Source organism: Pseudarthrobacter sp. PH31-O2 (assembly GCF_030063265.1).
Taxonomy (GTDB): Bacteria; Actinomycetota; Actinomycetes; order Actinomycetales; family Micrococcaceae; genus Arthrobacter.
This window is the reverse complement of record NZ_JASIST010000001.1, coordinates 257,271-280,496: the sequence shown is the minus strand read 5'-3', so window position 1 is coordinate 280,496 and position 23,226 is coordinate 257,271. Positions and strand designations below refer to the sequence as shown.

Annotated in this window: 19 protein-coding genes and 2 tRNA genes; 7 read left to right on the top strand and 14 right to left on the bottom strand. The window is 65.7% G+C overall.

Going from position 1 to position 23,226, the window contains the following annotated elements; genetic code table 11:
- Positions 1 to 52: 52 nt before the first annotated feature.
- The 11 genes from QMG72_RS01205 to QMG72_RS01155 all read right to left on the bottom strand — a co-directional run bounded on the left by QMG72_RS01205 (position 53) and on the right by QMG72_RS01155 (position 16,422).
- Complete coding sequence (locus tag QMG72_RS01205) at positions 53 to 1,165, bottom strand: branched-chain amino acid aminotransferase (protein WP_283479379.1); 1,113 nt, start codon at positions 1,163 to 1,165, stop codon at positions 53 to 55.
- 145 nt (positions 1,166 to 1,310) lie between these two features.
- Positions 1,311 to 2,363, bottom strand: coding sequence for a 3-isopropylmalate dehydrogenase (locus QMG72_RS01200; RefSeq protein ID WP_282360378.1), 1,053 nt, complete (start codon positions 2,361 to 2,363; stop codon positions 1,311 to 1,313).
- A 282-nt stretch (positions 2,364 to 2,645) separates the two neighbouring features.
- The gene (metG, locus tag QMG72_RS01195) at positions 2,646 to 4,211 is read right to left on the bottom strand and encodes a methionine--tRNA ligase (RefSeq protein WP_226776216.1); all 1,566 of its coding nucleotides are present in this window, start codon (positions 4,209 to 4,211) and stop codon (positions 2,646 to 2,648) included.
- Positions 4,212 to 4,221: 10 nt separating this feature from the next.
- A complete protein-coding gene (locus QMG72_RS01190; RefSeq protein ID WP_396021315.1) occupies positions 4,222 to 4,989 on the bottom strand; it encodes an ABC transporter ATP-binding protein in 768 nt (255 codons plus the stop codon).
- Complete coding sequence (locus QMG72_RS01185) at positions 4,986 to 7,775, bottom strand: ABC transporter permease (RefSeq protein ID WP_282360380.1); 2,790 nt, start codon at positions 7,773 to 7,775, stop codon at positions 4,986 to 4,988. The genes QMG72_RS01190 and QMG72_RS01185 overlap by 4 nt, the downstream gene beginning before the upstream one ends.
- A gap of 205 nt (positions 7,776 to 7,980) precedes the next feature.
- The gene (serA, locus tag QMG72_RS01180; RefSeq protein WP_282360381.1) at positions 7,981 to 9,576 is read right to left on the bottom strand and encodes a phosphoglycerate dehydrogenase; all 1,596 of its coding nucleotides are present in this window, start codon (positions 9,574 to 9,576) and stop codon (positions 7,981 to 7,983) included.
- Between the two features lie 116 nt (positions 9,577 to 9,692).
- On the bottom strand, positions 9,693 to 10,718 hold the full coding sequence (gene ilvC, locus QMG72_RS01175; RefSeq protein ID WP_283479376.1) for a ketol-acid reductoisomerase: 1,026 nt from the start codon (positions 10,716 to 10,718) through the stop codon (positions 9,693 to 9,695).
- 128 nt (positions 10,719 to 10,846) lie between these two features.
- The gene (gene ilvN / locus QMG72_RS01170; RefSeq protein ID WP_226776220.1) at positions 10,847 to 11,359 is read right to left on the bottom strand and encodes an acetolactate synthase small subunit; all 513 of its coding nucleotides are present in this window, start codon (positions 11,357 to 11,359) and stop codon (positions 10,847 to 10,849) included.
- A gap of 2 nt (positions 11,360 to 11,361) precedes the next feature.
- Positions 11,362 to 13,260 carry an acetolactate synthase large subunit gene (locus QMG72_RS01165; RefSeq protein WP_226776221.1) on the bottom strand — a complete coding sequence of 633 codons (1,899 nt, stop codon included), beginning with the start codon at positions 13,258 to 13,260 and terminating at the stop codon, positions 11,362 to 11,364.
- A gap of 373 nt (positions 13,261 to 13,633) precedes the next feature.
- Positions 13,634 to 15,355, bottom strand: coding sequence for a dihydroxy-acid dehydratase (ilvD, locus tag QMG72_RS01160; RefSeq protein WP_226776222.1), 1,722 nt, complete (start codon positions 15,353 to 15,355; stop codon positions 13,634 to 13,636).
- A gap of 128 nt (positions 15,356 to 15,483) precedes the next feature.
- Entirely contained in the window at positions 15,484 to 16,422 is a 939-nt protein-coding gene (locus QMG72_RS01155) for a LysR family transcriptional regulator (protein ID WP_226776223.1), read from the bottom strand.
- A gap of 104 nt (positions 16,423 to 16,526) precedes the next feature.
- Here QMG72_RS01155 and QMG72_RS01150 point away from each other — a divergent pair, with 104 nt between their 5' ends.
- The 4 genes from QMG72_RS01150 to QMG72_RS01135 all read left to right on the top strand — a co-directional run bounded on the left by QMG72_RS01150 (position 16,527) and on the right by QMG72_RS01135 (position 19,831).
- Positions 16,527 to 17,519, top strand: a complete 993-nt coding sequence (locus tag QMG72_RS01150; protein WP_283479375.1) for a sunset domain-containing protein — start codon at positions 16,527 to 16,529, stop codon at positions 17,517 to 17,519.
- Positions 17,520 to 17,658: 139 nt separating this feature from the next.
- The gene (locus QMG72_RS01145; RefSeq protein ID WP_502934636.1) at positions 17,659 to 18,768 is read left to right on the top strand and encodes a PQQ-dependent sugar dehydrogenase; all 1,110 of its coding nucleotides are present in this window, start codon (positions 17,659 to 17,661) and stop codon (positions 18,766 to 18,768) included.
- A 117-nt stretch (positions 18,769 to 18,885) separates the two neighbouring features.
- A tRNA-Lys gene (locus tag QMG72_RS01140) sits at positions 18,886 to 18,961 on the top strand.
- A gap of 165 nt (positions 18,962 to 19,126) precedes the next feature.
- Positions 19,127 to 19,831 (top strand): hypothetical protein, encoded by a 705-nt coding sequence (locus QMG72_RS01135; RefSeq protein ID WP_283479374.1) that lies wholly within the window; start codon positions 19,127 to 19,129, stop codon positions 19,829 to 19,831.
- A 92-nt stretch (positions 19,832 to 19,923) separates the two neighbouring features.
- Here the strand turns inward: QMG72_RS01135 and QMG72_RS01130 are convergent, their stop codons facing one another.
- The 3 genes from QMG72_RS01130 to QMG72_RS01120 form a co-directional block, all read right to left on the bottom strand.
- Complete coding sequence (locus QMG72_RS01130) at positions 19,924 to 20,355, bottom strand: SRPBCC domain-containing protein (protein ID WP_226776225.1); 432 nt, start codon at positions 20,353 to 20,355, stop codon at positions 19,924 to 19,926.
- Positions 20,356 to 20,416: 61 nt separating this feature from the next.
- On the bottom strand, positions 20,417 to 20,569 hold the full coding sequence (locus QMG72_RS01125) for a hypothetical protein (protein ID WP_283479373.1): 153 nt from the start codon (positions 20,567 to 20,569) through the stop codon (positions 20,417 to 20,419).
- A 409-nt stretch (positions 20,570 to 20,978) separates the two neighbouring features.
- Entirely contained in the window at positions 20,979 to 21,452 is a 474-nt protein-coding gene (locus QMG72_RS01120; RefSeq protein ID WP_283479722.1) for a MarR family winged helix-turn-helix transcriptional regulator, read from the bottom strand.
- A 106-nt stretch (positions 21,453 to 21,558) separates the two neighbouring features.
- On the opposite strand from QMG72_RS01120, the gene bcp reads away from it, so the two are divergent.
- From bcp to QMG72_RS01105, 3 genes are all read left to right on the top strand, one after another.
- A complete protein-coding gene (gene bcp, locus QMG72_RS01115) occupies positions 21,559 to 22,032 on the top strand; it encodes a thioredoxin-dependent thiol peroxidase (protein WP_283479372.1) in 474 nt (157 codons plus the stop codon).
- A 125-nt stretch (positions 22,033 to 22,157) separates the two neighbouring features.
- Positions 22,158 to 22,239, top strand: a tRNA-Leu gene (locus QMG72_RS01110).
- Positions 22,240 to 22,522: 283 nt separating this feature from the next.
- A complete protein-coding gene (locus QMG72_RS01105) occupies positions 22,523 to 23,197 on the top strand; it encodes a fasciclin domain-containing protein (protein ID WP_283479371.1) in 675 nt (224 codons plus the stop codon).
- The last annotated feature ends 29 nt before the right edge of the window (positions 23,198 to 23,226 follow it).

Sequence of the window (23,226 nt, the reverse complement as noted above, 5' to 3'; positions counted from 1 at the left end):
CCGGAAGGTGGGGGCCGCCGTCGAACGCTGCGTGTTGCCTGGCAGCTACCGCTTAGGCGAGGCGGGTCAGCCAGCCGTGGGTGTCTTCGATGGTGCCCGTTTGGATGCCGAGGAGCTGCTCGCGAATGGCCATGGTGGTCACACCCGCCGTGGCGTCCTCGGAGCCAATGAACTCCGTCTCGTCCTTGAGGACGCCGATGGGGGTGATGACGGCGGCGGTTCCGCAGGCGAAGACCTCGGCGATGTCGCCGGAGGCCACGCCGTCGCGCCATTCATCCAGGGTGATCTTGCGTTCGGTGACCTCGCGGCCCATGTCCTTGGCCACCTGGATGACGGACATGCGGGTGATGCCTTCGAGGATGGTTCCGCTCAGCGCCGGGGTGACCAGCGAGCCGTCCTTCATCACAAAGAACACGTTCATACCGCCGAGCTCTTCGACGGCGTTGTCATTGAACTGGTCCAGGAACAATACCTGCTTGCAGCCGTGGGACTCGGCTTCCTGCTGCGCGATCAGCGACGCGGCGTAGTTGCCGCCGCACTTCGCGGCTCCCGTTCCGCCGCGGCCTGCCCGGGCGTATTCGCGGGAGATCCAGATGGAGACCGGCTTGAGCTCGCCGCCGAAGTAATTGCCGGCCGGGGACGCGATGACGCGGAAGGAGACCTCACGGGCGGCGCGGACACCGAGGAACGCCTCCGTGGCGATCATAAACGGTCGCAGGTAGAGGGCTTCGCCGTCACCGGAGGGAACCCATTCCTTGTCCGCGGAGACGAGTTCGCGGATGGCGCCAAGGAAGTACTCTTCCGGAAGCTCCGGCAGTGCCAGGCGCCGGGCCGACTTGTTCAGCCGGGCGGCGTTGGCCTCGGGACGGAAGGTCCAGACGGAGCCGTCGGCGTGCCGGTAGGCCTTGAGTCCTTCGAAAATTTCCTGGCCGTAGTGGAGCACCGCCGCGGAGGGGTCCAGGGAGATGGGACCGTAAGCCTCAACCCGGGCATTGTGCCAGCCGCCCTGGCCCTGGGCGTCGACGCTGTAGTCAACGATGGCGGTGTGGTCGGTGAAATAGTCGCCGAATCCCGGGTTCGCCAGGACGGCAGCACGTTCTTCAGCGGACTTCGGGGTTGCCGAGAGCTGCTGGGTGAATTCGACGCCATGGGCAGTCTGAGTCATGGTTCCTCCACGGTCGGCTGCCTGGCGTGTGAACGTGGTTCAGCGTCGGACCACGGCAGCATATGGGTGATTCGAAACAAGCTTACGCCCGTTGGCGGAGCCACCCGGCCGGGCCGGGGGCGCGTCCGAGCCCGGCCGGGGGCGCCTACAGGGCGGCGGCGATGGCGTCACCGACCGCGCTGGTGCTGCGCGCTGCGGTGCCGCGGCCGGCGATGTCGGAAACAACTGCCGCCTCGATTTTGCGGGCAGCAGTGCCGTAGCCGAGGTGGTCCAGCAGGAGTGCGGCGGAGAGGATGGCCGCCGTCGGATCTGCTTTCTGCTGGCCGGCGATATCCGGCGCCGAGCCGTGGACGGGTTCGAACATGGACGGGCTGGTGCGCTCCATGTTGATGTTTCCGGAGGCGGCGAGCCCAATGCCTCCGGTGACCGCTGCGGCAAGGTCGGTGATGATGTCGCCAAAGAGGTTGTCAGTGACGATCACGTCGAAGCGCGCAGGGTCCGTGACCATAAAGATCGTGGCGGCATCAATGTGCAGGTAGTCGTGGCTCACGTCGGGGAACTCCTGGGCCACTGCCTCGACAGTGCGCTTCCAAAGGTGCCCGGCGAAGACCAGGACGTTGTGCTTGTGCACCAGGGTGAGCTTCTTGCGGGGGCGGTCGTTGGCCCGGCGGAAGGCATCCCGTACCACTCGCTCCACGCCGTGGGCAGTGTTGAGCGAGACCTCGGTGGCGACTTCGTGCGGGGAGCCGGCGCGCAGGGTCCCGCCGTTGCCCACGTACGGGCCTTCGGTGCCCTCACGGACCACAATAAAGTCGATATCGCCGGGGCTAGCGAGCGGGCTGCCGACCCCCGGGTACAGCCGGGACGGACGCAGGTTCACAAAGTGGTCCAGGCTGAAGCGCAGCTTGAGCAGCAGTTCACGTTCAATCAGGCCCGAAGGGATCCTGGTGTCGCCCGGGGCCGCCCCCACCGCACCAAAGAGGATGGCATCGCGGGTCCGCAGATCGGCAAGGATCTCCGCCGGCAGGGTCTCCCCCGTTTCCAGCCAGTGCTGCGCGCCGAGCCGGTACTGCGTCTGCCGCAGGACAATGCCCTCGGCGGCGGCAGCCTTCTCTAGGACTTTCACGGCTTCGGCGGTGACCTCGGGGCCGATGCCATCGCCCGGAATAACGGCAAGATCAATCGTGGATGCACTCATAGTGCCAGCGTAGCCAAGTCATCCACATGCTGGTCAAGTTGTCTCATTATCCGAACGGCCCTCTTCTTCTTCTGACGCTCCCGCACTTCCAGCAGGAAAAACAGCAACGCTCCCGCACTTCCGACAGGAGAAAGCGCAACGCTCCCGCACTTCCGGGTCAGAAGGTGCGGGAGCGTTGCCCCAATTGCTGCAGGACCTGCGGGAGCGTTGCCCCAATTGCTGCAGGATCTGCGGGAGCGTCGGCCCGATGACCGCAGGATCTGCGGGAGCGTCGGGAGGGGGTCAGACTTTCGCCTCGGCGGGCTCCTCGTACTTCGGGAAGACCGGAGCCGGGGCGGGCAGTGCGGTGCCGGCTTCGATCGGGGTGCCCAGCGCTGCAAATTCCCGAGCTTCCCCTTCGGGCTGGCCGAGGGTCTCCAGGATGGCCCCGGCTGCTGCCGGCATCACCGGCTGGGCGAGGATGGCGACGATCCGGAGCACCTCGAGCGTTACGTACAGGACGGTGTTCATCCGTTCGACGTCGGTCTTGCGCAGCACCCACGGCGCCTGCTCGGCGAAGTAGGCGTTGGTGTCCCCCAGGACAGCCCACACCGCCTCCAGTGCGCGGCTGAACTCCTGCTTTTCGAACGCGGCGCGGCAGATCTCCAGCAAGCCGTTGGCCTGCTCCAGCAGGGCTGCGTCCGCAGCGCTGAGATCCCCGGGAACGGGAACGGCGCCGTCGCAGTTCTTTGCCACCATCGACAGCGATCGCTGGGCCAGGTTCCCGAAGTTGTTGGCAAGGTCGGCGTTCATCCGGCCCACGATCGCGTCGTGGCTGTAGGAACCGTCCGCGCCGAAGGGCACCTCGCGGAGCAGGAAAAAGCGCACCTGGTCCAGGCCGTACTGGGCCACCCAGTCCGCGGGCGCCACAACGTTGCCCAGCGACTTGGACATTTTAACGCCCTGGTTGTGCAGGAATCCGTGGATCATCACACGCTTGGGCAGTGCCAGCCCGGCGGACATCAGGAACGCCGGCCAGTAGACGGCGTGGAAACGGGAAATGTCCTTGCCGATGACGTGCACGTCGGCCGGCCAGTATTTCCGGAACGCCTCCGACTCGGTGTCGGGGAAGCCCACGCCGGTGAGGTAGTTGGTCAGCGCATCCACCCAGACATACATCACGTGCTCCGGGTTGCCCGGCACGGGGACACCCCAGTCGAAGGACGTGCGGCTGATCGACAGGTCCTCCAGTCCGCCCTTAACGAAGCTGACCACCTCGTTGAAGCGGTTGTGCGGGGCACCAAAGGAGGGGTGGTCCGCGTACAGGGCCAGCAGCCGGTCCTGGTAGGCGGAAAGCTTAAAGAAGTAGCTTTCCTCCTCGGTCCAGGTCACCTCGGTTCCGGTCTCGGCGGCGTAGCGGACGCCGTCGGCCTTCACCTCGGTCTCATCCGCCACAAAGTACCGCTCGTCCCGGACGGAGTACCAGCCGGCGTACTTGGAGAGATAAATGTCCCCGTTGGCTTCCATCCGCTGCCACAGCGCCGTGGCGGCGGCGTAGTGATCCGAGTCCGTAGTGCGGATAAAGCGGCTCAGCGAAATGCCGAGGTCATCGCTCATCTGCCGGAAGGCGGAGGAGTTGCGGTCGGCCAGCTCCTTGACCGGGATGCCTTCCTTCTCGGCCGTCTGCTGCATCTTGAGGCCGTGCTCGTCCGTGCCGGTCATAAAAAACACGTCAAAGCCGTCCAGGCGCTTGAAGCGCGCCATCGCATCCGTGGCAATGACCTCATAGGCGTGTCCGATGTGCGGCACGCCGTTGGGATAGCTGATGGCCGTGGTGATGTAGAAGGGAGTCTTCCCGGAAGTTGTCACAGTTTTCAGCCTAGATCAGTTCGGTGAGGGAATCGCTCTGGCGGACAAGCTCGTGGTCGTGCGAAGCAACCAGGACGGCGATTCCGTCAGAGGTGGTGTCCTTGAGGATGCTGATGATGCGGTTGGCCGAGGACCGGTCCAGGCTGGCCGTCGGTTCGTCGACCACCAGCACGCGGGTGCCCAGGATCAGGGCCCGGGCGATCGCCACACGCTGGCGCTCACCGCCGGAGAGCTGGGCGGGGCGGTGCCGCATCCGCCGGCCCAGGCCAACGAGGTCGAGGAGGTCCTTGGCCATGTCGCGGCGCTTGTCCACTTCGCCGTCGGGCACGGCGGGCAGCAGCACGTTCTCCAGTGCGCTCATGCCGTCGATCAAGGCACCGCCCTGGTCGACGTAGCCAATCAGGGCACGGCGGCGGTCGGCGATTTCGTCGTCGCCCATGGTCTCGAGGGAGTCGCCTTCCCAGAACACCCGGCCCGACGTCGGCAGGGTCAGGCCCGCGCCGACGGTCAGGATGCTGGTCTTGCCCGAACCGCTGCGGCCGGCAACGCAGTGCATTTCGCCGGCGTGCAGGGTCAGGTTGAAGTCGTCCACCACGTTCACAGCGTCGGCACCGCTTTTGCCGCCGCCATAGTGGATGGTGATGTTGCTGAGCTCCAGCGGGGTGGCGTGGTCCGCGGCCTTCACGATCGTGTTGGCGCGCGTCTGGTGGGCACCGCGGCGGGTGCTCGCCGTCATCCGCTCGTGAGCCTCACGGTCAAGGTTCAGGTCGTTGTTCATCGGACCACTTTCGTTGCAATTGGAATCCAGCAAAGTACAGCCACAAAGCCGGCGACAGCGGCCCACAGCGCGGCATAGGGAGCCAGGAGGAGGCCCACGCCCAGGGCACCCAGGACACCGAGGGGCAGCGCGACAGTTCCCACCATGGCATTTTCAAAGAAACGGACCTGCCCCAGCATGTCCGGGTTCCAGCCCATGGCCTGCAGGATGCCGAGGTACTGGCGCTTTGCCTGCAGTTCGAAGCGGCCGGTCACCATGGTCAGCAGCAAGCCCACGGCCACCCCGGAGAGCCCGAGGATGATGCTCGGGGTAGCGATGCTGGCGGCGGCCAGGCCGCTGAGCGCACTCGCCCCCGCGGCGCGGGGAATGTCGATCAGCAGCGCGGCCATTCCGCCGACCGCGGCACCGAAGACGCCGACGGCGACGGCCAGCGAAATCGTGTTGAACTTGTTGGTGCTCAGTTGCCGGTTGGCGAAGGTCAGCGGCGAGTCCACGGCGATCAGCCGTTCATCGTGCTGCGGTTCCTGGTCCACCACCTCGCGGTGCCGCAACTGCTGGGCGGCGAAGAAAGCCGCACCTGCGTAGAGCACCAGCACGGAGCCGGAGACAATCGCGGTGGCCGCATTCCAGCTGAGCAGGCTCAGGACGATTCCGGCGACGGCCAGGAGGGCGGCGCCGACGCCGAACTCGGCCAGCACCCAGGTCCGGATCCGGCGCTGGGTCCAGCCCATGGCACGCAGGGTTCCGGCCTCGCTGCGGCGTTTGCGCACGTAGCTGACCGTGGAGGCACCGGTCAGGAGTGCGGCACCGCAGAGGGTCAGGAAGAGCAGCGTCAGGTTGGTGGCGGTGAGGGAGCCGGAGACGGCGTCCGCGGCGTTCTGGCGCACCCACGACTGCTCTACGGTGCCGAGCGGGGACTCCTTGCCGGCGTCGTCCTTGGAGTAGCCGGGGACGAAGATGCTGGCGTCCTCGCGGGCCGAGCCGGCCACAACTGTTGCCTGCAGGCCCATGTCCCGGATCTCGTTGGCCAGCTTCTCCACCTCCGGCTGCGCCTCTTTCCAGCTGCCGGGGGCCTTGGCCTTGATGCGCACGGCGTCGATGACGGAGGCGTTGTCCTCGTAGCCGCGTGCGGCGGCGAGGCCGTAGTAGTCGGTGATGGCGCCGGCGGACTGGCTCGCCAGGCCCGTGGCACTCAGTGAAGGCTTCAGCTCGGTGTTCCCGGCGTCCTTGCCGGCAGCATCCTTGGTGAGCGTGAACGGCGTGGGATCGTAGCCGCCCAGCGGCAGGCGGTTGACGTCGCCGGCGGCCGCCTTGACCTGCTCGGCGTCGAACGTGCCGTAGACCATCGCCAGCGGAGTGGCGAGCTTCTTGCCGGTCTCCAGGTTCTCGCGGTAGGAGCGCTCATCGACGGGCTTGCGCTGCGTCTGGTCCACCGCTGTACCGTCGGCGGCCTTTTCGGGGAGCCGGTTCACGGTGACCCAGTCGCCGGGGATCGCGGTCTTGTCCACGGCGCCGTTGCCGGCGGTGGCACCGTCCTTGTACTTGGGGGCCGCGGCGAAGTCGGTACTCCAGGTGGCGGGGTTGTACAGGCCCTGGCTGAAGCTTCCGGTGTCACCGAGCAGCTGGGACAGGTCCTTGGAGCCGGGCCAGTCGAGCGCGAACGGCGCCTTGGAGACGAACGGGAGATAGTCCTTGTCCAGGGAACGGGTCGCGGTGCCCACGTCCTTGGTGACGTTGCCGGCGGCGTCGATTTCTTCGATCTTGACGGAGTATTTGAGGTCCAGGGAGGTACCGGAGCGGACAATCAGCGGGATCGCCTGCGAGTCCGCGGTCAGCAGTCCGTTGCGCTTGGCCTGCTGGTACTGGCTCATCAGCGGGGCCCAGTACTTGAGCTTGACGCCGAGGAAGTCCGGGCCTTCCTTGAGTTCGTCCATGCCGATACCGGTGGTGAAGAGGCTCTCGAAGTGGCGGCCGATGGCGCCGGCATTGCGGGCGTCGGCGGGCGGGGCCTTCTCCAGGGGAGCAAGGAAGTCGCCGGCGCTGCCCAGCAGGGCACGTTCGGCGACGGGGTCAACGGCGACGACGGACTCCGTCACCTGGGGCGCGGCGGGCAGCGAGACGGAAAGATCGAAGAGGCTGTGCTCGGAACCGCCAGCCGGGGCCGGGAACTTGATGCCGGTTTCACCCGCGGGGCCTGCGATGCGGACGTTCTTGCCGCCGGCGACTACCTCTTCGACGAGCTTCGCCTTGCCGAGGGATCCCTCGGCGGTGGTCTTGAACAGGGTCTCCTCGGAGTGCCCGTCGGAGCTGACGGCGCTGGCGGTGAGCCGGTATTTTTTCGGCGTGCCGGGCAGGACCGATTCCGCGGCCGGCCACTTGCTCGGATCGGTGGCGCTGGGGTCTCCGGCGGTGCCGGCGAGCCCGGCGTTGTAGCCCAGGTAGTCGGTGGCATCCAGGCGCGGGGCCTCAAGGTTCTGGGTGACCCGTGAGACGAGGCTGATCGGGGCCGCTACCGAGGTTCCGGTGAGCTTGCGGAGCGCGTCCAGTTGCTCGAAGCTGATGCCGCCCTGGCCGGTGGCGATATCCGGCTGCATCAGCCCGCCGTTATCGTCAGCCTTGGCCTGGACGAGTACGTCATAGAGCCCGCGCGAGTTCTGGTCAACGGTGCGGTTCAAGGCAGCCTGCGACTGTCCCTGCACGAGGACCGAAAGGCACATGGCCACGATCAAAATGGACGCGGTCAGCAGAAGCACTCGGCTTCTGATGAACCTCTGGACGGCGTTCATTGGGCTCCTGAAAGCTGGATTGCGTGCGCACACCGAAGTTCATTCCCTGCGGAAGTGAAGGCGTCCCCTGCCGGGTGTGCAAAAAAAGTAAGGGCCGGACTGCCGGCCGGATCCGAAAGTCGGACCTAGCCATTGTACGCAGGCCAGCCATGTGTTTGTGGCCACGGCGGCGGCCGGAACCGCCGCCGTGAGCACCCTCAGGTCATCAATCCTCGAGGTCGACCTCGCGTACCACGTCAGCGCCGATTCCGGCCTTGATGGCGTCCAGCACCTGCTGCGGAACGGAGCTGTCGATGGTCAGCAAGGCCAGCACCTGGCCGCCCTCGTCCTGCCGCGCAACCTGCATTCCTGCGATGTTGATGTTGTTCATGCCCAGGATGTGGCCGATGGTTCCGATCACGCCGGGGCGGTCCGAGTAGGCAACAACCACGAGGTGTTCGCTGATCGGGATCTCCACCTCGAAGCCGTTGATCCCCACCAGCTTTTGGATCTGCTTGGGCCCGGTCAGGGTTCCGGCGACGGAAATCTGGCTGCCGTCGCTCAGGGCGCCGCGCAGGGTCAGGACGTTGCGGTACGACTCGGTTTCCGGCGTGGTGATCAGCCGGACGTTGATGCCGCGCTGCTCGGCGATAACGGGGGCGTTGACGTAGGAGACCTGTTCGGTCACAACGTCGGCGAAGATACCCTTGAGGGCCGCGAGTTCAAGGACCTTGACGTCGAGGGACGAGATTTCCCCGGCGACCTCGACGTCGAACTGGGTGAGGGAGGCGTGTGTCATCGCGGTGAAGATCCGGCCCAGCTTTTCGATCAGGGCGATGCCCGGGCGGACGTCGGGGGCGATCACGCCGCCGGCGACGTTTACCGCGTCGGGAACCAGTTCCCCGGCCAGGGCCAGGCGGACCGACCTGGCGACCGACACGCCGGCCTTTTCCTGCGCCTCGTCGGTGGACGCGCCCAGGTGCGGGGTGACCACCACGTTGTCGAGTTTGAAGAACGGCAGGCCGGTGCTGGGTTCGGTGACAAAAACGTCGACGCCGGCGCCGGCGATTTCGCCGGACTCCAGTGCTGCGTAGAGCTCTTCCTCGTCAACAAGACCGCCGCGGGCGACGTTGACGACGTACGCGGTGCTCTTCATCTTCTTGAAGGCCTCGGCACCGAGCATACCGACCGTTTCCGGGGTCTTGGGCATGTGGATGGTGATGAAGTCCGACTGCGCAAGGAGTTCGTCCAGGGTCACCAGCTGCACACCAAGCTGGGCGGCGCGGGCCGAGGTCACGTAGGGATCGTAGGCGAGGATCTTGGTGTCGAAGCCCTTGAGGCGGGCGGCGACCAAGGCGCCGATCCGGCCCAGGCCGATGATGCCGATCTTCTTCTCAAAGAGTTCGATGCCGGTGTACTTGGAGCGCTTCCACTCCCCGGCCTTGAGTGCGGCACTGGCCTGCGGGATGTGCCGGGCGAGGCTCAGGATGTGCCCGACGGTGAGCTCCGCGGCGGAGACGATGTTTGAGGTGGGTGCGTTCACTACCATCACGCCGGCCCGGGTGGCGGCCTTGATGTCGACGTTGTCGAGTCCCACGCCGGCGCGGGCGATCACCTTGAGGTTCTTCGCGGCGGCGATGGCTTCGGCGTCCAGCCGGGTGGCCGAGCGGACCAGGATCGCGTCGACGTCGACGATCGCAGAGAGCAGCTGGGAACGGTCGGCGCCGTCGGTCTGCCGGATCTCGAAGTCCGGGCCCAGGGCCTCGATCGTGGCGGGCGAAAGTTCCTCAGCGAGGAGTACTACAGGTTTGGTGCTTGTCACCGGTGACCTCTTTAGCTCTCTTGTATTCAGGTGGGGATTTTGGTGAATCGGGTGAATCTGTACAGCAAGGAAGCCGGACCCCAGAAATGGTGTCCGGCTCCCCTGCCGGTCAGTGCCTAGCGGGCCACTGAGCCTTCGGTGTAGTCGTCCTCGTTCTTGATCCAGGAGAACAGTTTGCGCAGTTCCCGGCCGGTGGCCTCGATCGGGTGGTCCTCGCCCTTCTTGCGCAACGCCTTGAACTCCGGGGCTCCGGCGTCCTGGTCGTCGATGAAACGCTTGGCGAAGGTGCCGTCCTGGATGTCCGCCAGGACAGCCTTCATGTTTTCCTTCACATCCGGGGTGATCACCCGTGGGCCGGAAACGTAGTCACCGAACTCAGCGGTGTCGGAGACGCTCCAGCGCTGCTTGGCGATGCCGCCTTCAACCATCAGGTCCACGATCAGTTTGAGCTCGTGCAGCACCTCGAAGTAGGCGACCTCCGGCTTGTAACCTGCCTCGGTGAGAACCTCGAAGCCGTACTGGACCAGCTGCGAGGCCCCGCCGCAAAGAACGGCCTGCTCGCCGAAGAGGTCCGTTTCGGTCTCTTCGGTGAAGGTCGTCTCGATGACGCCGGCACGGGTGCCGCCAATGGCCTTCGCGTAGGAGAGTGCCAGTTCCTTGGCTTTGCCGGACGGGTTCTGCTCGACGGCGATCAGGTCCGGCACGCCGCGGCCGGCTTCGAACTCGCGGCGGACGATGTGGCCCGGGCCCTTGGGGGCAACGAGGGCGACGTCGACGTCGGCCGGGGGCTTGATGTAGCCGTAGCGGATGTTGAAGCCGTGGCCGAAGAACAGTGCGTCTCCGGGCTGCAGGTTCGGAGCGATGTCCTCGGCGTAGACGTGGCGCTGGACCTGGTCCGGGGTGAGGACCATAATGAGGTCGGCTTCGGCAACGGCCTCGGCGACGTTCAGGACACGCAGGCCCTCGGCCTCGGCCTTGGCGCGGGACGCCGAGCCTTCCTTGAGGCCGACGCGGACGTCAACACCGGAATCGCGCAGGCTGAGGGCGTGGGCGTGGCCCTGGGAGCCGTAACCGATCACGGCGACGGTGCGGCCCTGGATGATCGACAGGTCGGCGTCGTCGTCGTAGAACATTTCAGTCACTGGGGTGTCTCCTTTTGAGTGGAATCTAGGGTGGTGCTTGTCGGTGGAACATCTTGAAATCTGGTGGTGCTGCGGCACAGCCTGTCCGCGGCCCGGGGCGGGCCGCGGGGTGTGTTTTGCGCGGGGCCTTAAGCGCTGCGCAGTGCCCTGTCGCTCATGGAGCGGGATCCCCGCCCCACGGCGAGGGTGCCGGACTGCACGATTTCCCGGATGCCAAATGGCTCAAGCACCGAAAGCAGTGCGGCGAGCTTTTCGGGGTGGCCCGTAGCCTCAATCACTACCGACTCCGTAGAGACGTCGACCACTGATGCGCGGAACAGGTCGGCAGCCTGGGTGACCTGCAGCCGGTTTGCGGCATCCGCCCGTACCTTGACCAGGATGTGGTCGCGCTGTACGGAGGATTCGGCGGTGAGCTCAACGATCTTGATCACGTTGACCAGCTTGTTGAGCTGTTTGGTGATCTGTTCGATCAGCTCGCCGTCGGCGTCGACGACGACGGTCATCCGGGACATCCCCCGAACTTCCGTCGGCCCGACAGCCAGGGAGTTGATGTTGAAGGCCCGTCGGGCGAAGAGGCTGGCGACGCGGGTTAGCACACCCGGCTTGTCTTCGACCAGAACGGACAGTGTGTGGCGGGTCATGTTCAGTCCTCCTCTTCCCATTCCGGGGTCATGTTGCGGGCAACCTGGATCTGGTCATTGCTGACTCCGGCAGGGACCATCGGCCACACCATGGAGTTGGGGCTCACCACGAAGTCAATGACCACCGGGCGGTCGTTGATCGCAAGGGCCTTCTGAATGGTGGCGTCGATGTCCTCGTCGCGGTCGCAGCGGAAGGACGCGCAGCCGTAGGCATCCGCCAGCTTGACAAAGTCCGGGATCCGGATGGTGCCGTGGCCGGTATTAAGGTCGGTGTTCGAGTAGCGCCCCTCGTAAAACAGGGTCTGCCACTGCCGCACCATGCCCAGCGAGGAGTTGTTGATGATGGCCACCTTGATCGGGATGTTGTTGATCGCGCAGGTGGCCAGTTCCTGGTTCGTCATCTGGAAGCAGCCATCCCCGTCGATGGCCCACACCACACGGTCCGGGTTGCCCACTTTTGCACCCATGGCGGCCGGTACGGCGTAGCCCATGGTGCCGGCACCGCCGGAGTTCAGCCAGGCGTGCGGACGCTCGTATTTGATGAACTGCGAGGCCCACATCTGGTGCTGGCCGACGCCGGCCACGTAGACGCCTTCGGGCCCGGTCAGGGCTCCGATCCGTTCGATCACGCGCTGGGGTGCGCTGAGGCCGTCGTCGGGTTCGGTCCAGCCCAGCGGGTAGGTTTCCTTGAGGTTGTTCAGGAAGGCCCACCAGTTGGTGTAGTCCGGGGCTCCGGAGGCGGCGAACACGGCGCGCAGGGCATCGCTGAGTTCGGGGATGATCTCCTTGACCGACCCCACGATCGGCACATCCGCCGTGCGGTTTTTGGAGATTTCGGCCGGATCGATGTCCGCGTGGATGACCTTGGCGTTTGGCGCGAAGGACTTCAACACACCGGTGACCCGGTCGTCGAAGCGTGCCCCCAAGGTGATCAGCAGGTCCGACTGCTGCAGGGCGGTCACGGCGGAGACCGTTCCGTGCATACCCGGCATACCGACATGCTGCGGGTGCGAGTCCGGGAAAACGCCGCGTGCCATCAGGGTGGTAACCACGGGGGCACCGGAGAGTTCGGCGAGCTCCAGCAGTTCCGCCGAGGCGTGCGCCTTGACCACACCGCCGCCTACATAGAGCACGGGCTTGCTGGCCGCCGCGATCAGCCGGGCGGCTTCGCGGACCTGTTTGCTGTGGCCCCGGAGCACCGGGTGGTAGCCAGGCAGGTCGATCTTGGGCGGCCAGGAGAAGGTCATCTGCCCCTGCTGGGCGTCCTTGGCAACGTCGACCAGCACGGGACCTGGGCGGCCGGTCGAAGCCAGGTGGAAGGCTTCGGCCATCACGTGCGGGATGTCGTTGGGGTCGGTCACCAGGAAGGAGTGCTTGGTGATCGGCATGGTGATGCCTACGATGTCAGCTTCCTGGAAGGCATCGGTGCCGATCACCCCGCTGGAAACCTGGCCGGTGATGGCCACCATCGGCACGGAGTCCATGTGGGCATCCATAATGGCGGTAACGAGGTTGGTGGCACCCGGACCCGAGGTGGCGATGCAAACGCCAACCCGTCCGGTAACCATGGCGTAGCCTTGCGCGGCGTGGCCGGCTCCCTGTTCATGACGGACCAGAATGTGGTTCATTCTCGAAGCCATCAAGGGGTCATAGGTGGGCAGGATCGCGCCACCGGGCAAACCAAAAATATCGTCCACGCCGAGTTCTTCGAGCGAGCGGACAATTGCTTGTGAACCGGTCATCACCGTCGGGGGTACGACGTTGTTCGGTCCAAGGACAGGAGAGACAGCAGCAGTGTCGACGCCGGCGTCGGCCGGGCGTTCGACGCGTTCCGGAGCCTTGGTGGCTCCAGCGGACTTAGCGGCCATCAGCGAGGGGCTGATCGGCGATCCTTTGCTCATCGGACTCTTCCTTAGTGGATCTTCGGTTGGATCTTCGGTGATCTGGTGGTGCGGAAATAAAAAAACCCCTCAGCCGGATGGCTCTTCGAGGGGTTCGCGCGTGACGGTTCGTTACCAGTGAAGGCTATGGAGCCACGCGCTTGGTAAGGACGACGACACCTGCAGCGGCGCCAGCGGTAACGAATGCGATCATGCATTCAGTTTTCCCTCTGAGTGAGACACGTGTCAACGAGTCCGGGCACTGTCTCACCATGTGGACATCGTTGTCCACCTGCTGAACACCCTCCCAACTGACTCGCAGCTAAGTACCGTTTTGAGCGTCCAAAACGACCTCAGCTGCGAGCTAGTTGGGTTCAGGTGTTCAACGTGCTTGTTACCCGCAGTACGCGCCTGTGGAGGCGCTGTGCACGAGCTTGGCGTACTTGGCCAGCACGCCCTTGGTGAACTTGGCCGGGAGGGGCTCCCAACCCACCTTGCGGGCTTCGAGCTCGGCTTCGTCCACCAGCAGGTCGAAGCTGCGGGCCGCAATGTCAACGCGGATCCGGTCGCCGTCATTGACGAAGGCGATGGGGCCGCCGTCGGCGGCCTCCGGGGCGACGTGGCCAATGCAGAGTCCCGTTGTTCCGCCGGAGAAGCGTCCGTCGGTCAGCAGCAAGACGTCCTTGCCAAGGCCCGCGCCCTTGATGGCACCGGTGATCGCGAGCATTTCGCGCATTCCCGGTCCTCCCTTGGGGCCCTCGTAGCGGATAACAACAACGTCCCCGGCCTGGATCTGGCCCTTGTCGAGCGCGTCCAGGGCCCCCTGCTCGCGCTCGAAAACGCGGGCGGTGCCCTCGAAGACGTCGGCATCGAAGCCCGCGCTTTTCACGACGGCGCCTTCGGGAGCCATCGTGCCGTGCAGGATCGTAATGCCGCCGGTTTTGTGGATGGGGTTGTCCATGGCCCGGAGGATCTTCCCATCCAGGTCCGGCGGGTTGATCTCGGCAAGGTTCTCCGCGACGGTCTTGCCCGTGACGGTAAGGCAGTCCCCATGGAGCAGGCCGGCATCGAGCAGCGCGCGCATGATGACCGGCACACCACCGATCTTGTCGACGTCGGTCATCACGTAGCGGCCGAACGGCTTCAGGTCACCCAGGTGCGGGATCCTGTCGCCGATGCGGTTGAAGTCCTCCAGCGAGAGCTCCACTTCGGCCTCGCGGGCGATCGCGAGCAGGTGCAGCACGGCGTTGGTGGATCCGCCGAAGGCCATGGTGACGGCAATGGCGTTCTCGAAAGCCTTTTTGGTCAAGATGTCCCGCGCGGTGATGCCCAGCCGGAGGAGCTCGACGACGGCCTCGCCGGACTTGCGTGCAAAGGCGTCGCGGCGGCGGTCGGCCGAGGGCGGTGCTGCCGAGCCGGGCAGGGACATGCCCAGCGCTTCGCCGATGCAGGCCATGGTGTTGGCGGTGTACATTCCGCCGCAGGCACCTTCGCCCGGGCAGATGGCCTTTTCGATGCGGGTCAGGTCTTCCATGCTCATCTTGCCGGCGGCGCAGGCGCCGACGGCTTCGAACGCGTCGATCAGGGTGACTTCCTTTTCGGAGCCGTCCTCCAGCTTGACCCAGCCAGGCATGATGGAGCCTGCGTAGAGGAAGACGGCGGCGAGGTCCAGGCGGGCGGCAGCCATCAGCATGCCGGGCAGGGACTTGTCGCAGCCTGCCAGCAGGACTGAGCCGTCGATTCGTTCGGCCTGCATCACGGTTTCCACGGAGTCGGCGATGACTTCGCGGGACACCAGCGAGAAGTGCATCCCCTCGTGCCCCATCGAGATGCCGTCCGAGACGGAGATGGTGCCGAACTGCATCGGGAATCCGCCACCGGCGTGAACACCCTCCTTAACGGCTGAGGCGAGCCTGTTCAGCGACAGGTTGCAGGGAGTGATTTCGTTCCAGGAGCTCGCGACGCCGATCTGGGGCTTGGCGAAGTCGTCGTCGCCCATCCCGACCGCGCGGAACATACCGCGCGCAGGGGCGGCGTGAATCCCGTCGGTGACGACCCGGCTGCGGGGTTTGATATCCGGCTTGGTGGCTGTTGCTGTTTGGGTGTCCTCACTCATGGGTCAAAGTCTAGGGCTCAGCCGCCGCGCCCAACGACCCGAAAGAGCGCATTAAGCCTAAAAACAGGAATATTGCGACCAAATAATGGACCGCTGTCTCATTATGCGGATACTCGGGACATGGCGCATCAGTTGAGGTGAGCGGCGTCACGCAGCTCCGGGGCCGCGGCGACTGACTGCGCCTCGGCCTGGAGCATGGTGAGCACCTGCCGGATGGTGGTCCGGACAGCAACGTCGGGACGCGCGAGGGCAACGATGCTGCGGCTGGCTTTGACCCCCTCCAGCGGACGCAGAACGAAGCCCCTGCCCTGGTTCTTCAGCGCCGTGTAACGCGGCAGCAGGCTCAGCCCGTGCCCGGCGCTGACCAGGGCCTCAAGGACCCGCAGGTCGGGGAAGAGCTGGGCGCGGTCGGCGGGGGAATCGGCCTGCACTTCGATCTGGCGGAGGACAGTATCAAAAGGGAACCCCTCCGGCACTCCCATCCAGGGGAAGCCGATAACGTCTTCCGCCCGCAGCGTCGCCTTGCCTGCGAGCGCATGGCCCTCGGGGATGGCAACGTCGAGGGGTTCCTCCAGCAGCGGCACCACTGTCAGGCCCAGCCGGGCAAAAACATCCGGACCATCGACGCTGTGCGCCAGCACAATGTCATAGTCGGCTGTCAGCCCCGCAAACCCGGCCACGTTGGGATCCTCGAAATGGGCTTGGAAGCGGAGCCCGTCGATGGCTTTTACCCGGTGCAGGAGACCCGGGAGGAACATCTCGGCGGCGCTTGGAAAGAATGCTGCCTTGACGTGCGTTTGCCAGCCGCGCCGGTAGGTGTCGATGGTGGCTTCGGCCCGGGCGAGGGCCGTTGATACCTCTGCAGCTGCCCCCGCCATCGCGAGGCCGGCCTCCGTGAGGCGCACTCCCCGGCCCGACTTCTCGACCAGGACCACGCCCAGCTCCTCCTGCAGGGTCTTGAGCTGCTGCGAGACGGCAGAGGGTGTCACCTTCATCGCCTCGGCCGTGGCTCCGACAGTGCCGCGGTCGGCGAGCTCACGGAGAATACGCAGTCTCTTGAAATCCATGAAAAGAGGCTACAGGCCGGCGGCTTGGCGGGTGGACAGCCGCCTCAGGGCCGACGTACCGTCAAGCAACGGCAACCTTGCCTTATGGATAGAAAGGCTCTGCTATGGATTGGATTATCTGGCTTGTTGTCATTGTAGTTATTGTCGCGATCGTCTGGTGGCTGCTTGGCCGCAACAGCTCGCGCGGCAAGTCCGGCGCCACCGTCAATGCGCCCGCCACCGCAACGCCCGCCACCGCAGCGCCGGCTGCAGCCTCCAACGAGGGCGACGCAGCCGCCGGGTCGAAAGCAGCGGAGCCCGCTCCGGCTTCCCCCAAGCCGGCGCTGCCGGACCTGCCCGCAGCTGCCGCCGAAACAGTCCCGGCCGAGCAGGGCGCGGATTGGGAAACCCAATGGTCAGAGACACCGCCGGCCGAGCCGCACAGCATGGTGCACCCGGACGCAGCCGGAGGTGCCAGGTCCGAGCACCTGGCCGCGCAGGCTTCGGCTGTCGCCGAGAGCCTGCCCGTGCACCACCCTGAATACACCCAACCCCACGCGCCTACCCTCCCCGGCGCCGAGTCGGCCGCGGCGGAAGCAACTGAATCGGCGGAGGCAACTGAGGCAAGCGTCGAGGCAGCTGAGGCAACTGAGGCAAGCGTCGAGGCAGCTGAGGCAACTGAGGCAACTGAGGCAAGCGTCGAGGCAGCCGAGGCACACACCGTGCCGGCGCCAGCGGCAGTGCCGCCTGCGCAGTCAACGGCCGGTTCCCCTGCTGCCGAGGCCAGCACCCTAACTGCCGCGGCCGGCACCGGCATTTCTGCGGCCGACACCCGCCAGTCGGCAGCATCTTCGGCCGCCTCGGAAACCGCTGCCGGCCATGGCGCCGAACCAGCCGGCCATCTCGCTGTCGATCAGCCCTATGGCGAGGGATCGGCAGCGCCGGCTCCGGACGGCAGCGGCCCGGAGGGCTTCACGGTTAAGGGCAACGCCTCGTCGATGGTCTATCACGACGAGACCAGCCCGTCCTTCGAGGAGACCGTCGCCGAGGTCTGGTTCCTGTCCCCGGCGCACGCCGAAGCGGCCGGTTTCCGAGCTCCGCGACGGACTCGGCACTAGCGAGCTCCGGGCACGTGAGAAGCAGGGAACCGGCCCAGGGGCACAGATGACGGCGATCGGCGTGTGGCGGGAAGCACTCCTGTACGCTCACCCCGCTCCGCCGGCCGCCCGCCCACGGCATGGATGGCATCGGGCGGCCTTGGCTGCGGGCGTCGCGGTCCTGCTGAGCGGCTGCACGCCCGGCCACAGTGGTCCTACCGCTCCCGCGGGCACGGTTCCCCTGTCCAGCTCCAGCCTGCCGGCCGGCAGCGGCCCGGCAGGGCCCCTGCCCACAACGGACCAGCCGACGGTTGCCGGACAGCTCAACGCCGAGCTCCGGCTGCCGTGGTCCACGGTCTTCCTGCCGGACGGAACCGCCGTCATTTCCGAACGGGACACTGCCCTGCTGCGGACCATCGCGCCCGGGGCCGGAAACGGGCCGGCCGGCACGCTGGGTAAAGTGCCCGACGTCGTACCCGGCGGCGAAGGCGGGCTGCTGGGCCTGGCTGTGTCACCGGACTTCGCGAGGGACCGGTACCTCTACGCCTACTTCACCGCCGAAAGTGACAACCGGATCGCCAGGCTGCGAATTGAGGGCAACACCGGAGCCCTGCGGCTGGGTGTCCCGGAAGTCATTTTCACCGGAATTCCCAAGGCCAGCACACACAACGGTGGCCGGATCCGGTTCGGACCGGACGGCCAGCTGTACGTCGGCACCGGCGATTCGCAGCGCCGCGGCCAGCCGCAGGACCCGAAGGCCCTCGGAGGCAAGATTCTGCGCATCACACCCGCCGGACGACCGGCCCCGGGCAATCCCTTCGACGGCAACCCGGTGTACAGCCTCGGCCACCGCAACGTCCAGGGACTCGACTGGGACAGCTCCGGCCGGCTATGGGCGAGCGAATTCGGCCCGGATGTCGACGACGAACTTAACCTGATTGTGCCCGGCGGCAACTACGGCTGGCCGGAGGTCACCGGCTCCCCGCACCGTGCCGGCTTCCTGGACGCGAAAGTGGTGTGGCCCTCGACGGCGGATTCGTCTCCCAGCGGGCTCGAAATCGTCGGCGAGACGGCTTATCTGGGCGCGTTGCGGGGGCAACGGGTGTGGGCGGTGCCGCTGAACGGTGAGTTCGCCGGCGACCCTGTGAGCTATTTCACCGGGATGTACGGGAGGATCAGGGACGTCGCCCTGGCTCCGGACGGCCGCCTCTGGGTGCTCAGCAACAATAAAAACCCCGACTTTGTGCTGGTTTTGGCGCTGCCAGTTTAGCCCCGGGACGCACCACACCAGCCGATTTCACACCCTGCCCAAAGTCGTGTAGAGTTTCATGTCGTTGCGGAGAACAACGCGGGAACAAAAACCCCGCAATGAACACCAACAACAGCTGCACCTCTAGCTCAACTGGCAGAGCAATTGACTCTTAATCAATGGGTTCCGGGTTCGAGTCCCGGGGGGTGCACCACCGAGAAAACCCCGTTCTAACTGGCCAAAAGCCGTTAGGGCGGGGTTTTCTTTTGCCCGACTTGGCCCCCGGGGATCAGCTCAGGGGCAAAACCCGGCAATACTGGGAACCTGGCCCTAACCGTTGTCCCAACGACGCCGTTTCCGGCCCGCACAGACCGCCGCGATGTTCGTCCGACCCGCCCGGGCCGGGACGATCACGGGGCGTCCGTCCCTGGTCCCGACCGAAAGCAGTCCCGTGCAGAACTTCCGCCCGCTCGCAGTGACCCTGGCCGGCATCGCCTTTGCCGTCTCCGGCTGTTCAACCGCGGCTCCCCCGCCCGGAACTGCGGTATCCACTACCGGCGAGGCAGCCACACCGGGGTCCCCCGCCGCCGCGGCAGCAGCCACCGGCTGGGAGCTGGAGAGAAAGGGCAGCGCCGATCGGATCAACGCATCGGGCTTGGAAGTGCTGAACGCCGAAGGTGCGGCCGAGCATTTCCACGCCCACCTGGATATTTATGTGGACGGCAAGCCCGTTACGATCCCCGCGGACATCGGTTTCAGCTTCGGCGCTGACGGCAAACCGGACGGCATCTCGTCCCTGCACACCCATGACGAGTCCGGCATCATCCACATTGAGGCACCGGTCGCCGGCGAAACCTACCGGCTCAGCCAGCTGCTTGCCGAATGGGGCGTCTTGGACGGCACCGACCAGACCCCGGGGTCCGCCCATTCGGCTATCGCCGACTGGTCAGTCACCGTAAACGGCACCAAGCAGGAAGCCCCCGTCCAAGCCGTCGTCCTGAAAGCCCACGACGAAATCGTCCTCCACTACGGTGTGGCGCCGTCACCTATGCCGGCGGCGTTCACCTTCCCGGACGGGGTCTAAAGCAGGCTGCCCGGCGGACCGCTACCAGCCAGCCGCCCGCATTTGTGGATTTGACCGCTCTTGGCGGCGTTCCGGGATCGTGTGGTGTCGCCTTAGCCGCGTTCGGCGATCGCCTTCACGGCCCGCACGAGGCTATCCCACATGCCTTGGGAATGGGCTGCTGCTTCAGGACTGTCGTTGTTGTCCTGGGTGAGCGTGAGCCGGGTTGAGCCAGCGGCTCCCTCCAGCGTCCACGTGAGTGTGTGGTAGTTCGCCGGAACGTCGGCTTGGCCGGTCAGCGGGCTGAAATGCGTTGTGACCAAACTGCGGCCGGGCTTCAGTTCGAGAATCTCGCCCCTGTCTTCGTAGTCTTTGCCCTGCCAGGTTCCGCGCCAGCGGATCGGTCCGCCCACCGTCCAGCCGGTCACAACATCCGTGCCGAACATAAATTCTTTGATCGCCGCGGGATCTGTGATCACGGACCAGACCCGCTCCGGCGTGGCACCGATCGTGATCGTCGACGTGGCGACGTAGCTCTCGTCCATAACACGCAGTCTATGCGCGTGCCGCAGCGGCCCAGCGGACCAGCGGACCGAGCAGGCTCCCTTAACTGAAGGCGGCGGAACTTTCCCGCCGGATTGCGGGCATTTGAAAGTGGATTGGCAGCGTCAACTGGACCGGCGACGCGCCCACGGGCTCGTCAAGCAGCTCGTTGATCGAGGTCTGCCCGTCCAACTCCGCCATCGGGTGTGCATCCATCCCTTGAGCCTACGGCGGCGGGCACCAGCGCCGCCGAGGGACACGGCGCCATGGAGGCAGGGTCCCGCAAAAACACGGTCCCGTAAAACACGGTCCCGTAAAACACGGGCCCTGGTGAGCGGGCGGGTTCGCTCTTTGTGACCGGCGCGCCGGAGGGTTGGCGGGCGGACGTAGCCCCAAGGGGCACGTGCGGATCGCAGTCCTCGCAAAACACCGCTGCGGCAAAGTCACCGCAGCATTGGCAGCGATGTTCCAAGGACCTGGCTTCGAGGACGTAGCTTCTCATGGGCCCATGCTCCCCTAAAGCTGCCCGTTGGAAACCAGTAGTGTGTACTCGTTTCCAGTCTGGACTACCCGGTCGGCGGCACGGCGGTGCGGCCGCGAAGAGTGCCGCCTGGGCCCCGGTTCCCTAGTTGGCTTCGACCGGCAGGCTCGGGTCCGCTGCGGTGACGATTGCCTTCGCGTCGGTCGAGGAAATGTTGGTCGCCAGTTCGGTGACGACGGCCCGGAGCTCCTGGCGCAACACGTCGGGGTCGATGGAGGCGGAAGCGAGTACTGAACGTTCCATGTCCGCGGCCTCGAAAACGGCCTGGCGCCCGCGGTCCGTCAACGACACGACGTGGCTGCGGCGGTCTGAGGCACTGCGCTCCCGCGAGATGTGGCCGTGAGCTTCCAGCCGGCTGAGTGTCTTTCCCATGGTCTGCGCCTGGACACGCACCAATTGGGCAAGTTGGGCCTGCGTCATGGGTCCGTTGACAGCGAGCACTTCCATGGCGATGACCCCGGCGTGGGTCAAGCCAATGGCCCCCAGTTTCTCGTTCCAGGAGTGTTCGACAAGGCGTGCTGCCGTGGACAATAGGCGGCCCGTGGGCCAGCGATCCATATCAGGCATACCCAAGAGTATAGCGATCGCAGGATTCGGTGCCCGCACCAACGCTCACTAGGCTGGAATTTCGCCACCCGGCGACCACCTTGAGAAGGAGCACAACATGGCTGAACGACTCGTCCCCGGTGACCCGGCACCAAACTTCACTTTGACGAATTCGGCAGGGGTGGACGTCTCGCTTGCGGACTTCCGCGGCCGCAGCACCGTCGTCTACTTCTACCCGGCCGCCGCCACCCCCGGATGCACAAAGCAGGCGTGCGATTTCCGGGATTCCCTGGCTTCCCTGCAGCAGGCCGGCTACGAGGTGGTGGGTATTTCCCCGGACCCCGTGGCCAAGCTCGCCACGTTCGCAGCCGCGGAAGGACTGAGCTTCCCTTTGCTGTCTGACCCGGGCCACAGCGTTGCCGAGGCCTACGCGGCCTGGGGCGAGAAAAAGAACTACGGGAAGACGTACCAAGGACTTATCCGGTCCACGGTCGTCATCGATCCCGACGGAAAGGTCATTCTCGCCCAGTACAACGTCCGGGCCACCGGACATGTGGCAAAGCTCCGCCGGGACCTCAACGTCAACGACTAATCAGGCTTATAGGGCAGAAAGTGTGTCCGGCGGAAGCCCGGTCGCCGCACGGCACGGCGCGAAATGTACAATGGAGCCTGGCATCCGCCCCCGACTTGCCCCTGGCATGACGGCGACGGAGCCGAGCGCGAGTGGTGAAATTGGCAGACACGCAGGATTTAGGTTCCTGTGCCTTCGGGCGTGGGGGTTCAAATCCCCCCTTGCGCACACACTGAAGAAGAGCCCCGGTCCGCGGACCGGGGCTCTTTTTCTGTCATCCATCCCGGGCCCGCCGGTACCGCGGACGCCCGCCGGCCCCGCCCGAATCCGCTCAAACAGTGCCCTTCCGGCGAGCCAAAAAGAATTGTGATTCCGTACCCATCCACCTCCACCGACCCCGCGAATACCCATTGAGACACCAACCAAGGGGCGGTGCCCAAGACCTCGGAGCAGGACCAGCACGGCAAAGTCCGCCGCTGGCAAGGATCGGTACAACACAGGAGAATCCGAAATGCAGACCATCAAGCGCACAACACTTTCCGTGGCAGGCATCGCGGCTGCAGCCCTGCTCAGCCTCACTGCCTGCGGTGGCAGCACCACCGCCGCACCCAGCTCCTCGGCCCCGGAGTCCAGCCCGTCGAAATCGAGCATGGCACCGTCGCCATCCGCCAGCTCGGCAGCAGCCATGGATCCGGCAGCCAACCTCGTCGGAAGCGGCTGTGCCGCCTACGCCGCCCAGGTTCCCGACGGCGCCGGCTCCGTGTCCGGAATGGCCCTGGACCCGGTAGCGGTCGCAGCGTCGAACAACCCGATCCTGACCACCCTGACCGCTGCGGTGTCCGGCAAGCTCAACCCGAAGGTCGATCTGGTCGACACCCTCAATGGCGGCGAATTCACCGTCTTCGCGCCGACTGATGATGCCTTCAAGAAGATCGACGCCGCCACGATCGAAACCCTCAAGACGGACGATGCCTTGCTTAGCAAGATCCTGACCTACCACGTCGTCCAAGGCAAGATCAGCCCGGACAAGATCGTCGGCACGCACAAGACGGTCCAGGGCGGTTCCGTAACGGTCACCGGCGCCAAGGACGCCCTCAAGGTTGACGAGGCCAACGTCGTCTGCGGTGGCGTGATGACCGCCAACGCCACGGTCTACATGATCGACTCGGTCCTGATGCCCAAGTAGGCACCGCTGAACGCTCCTGCTGCGGCTCC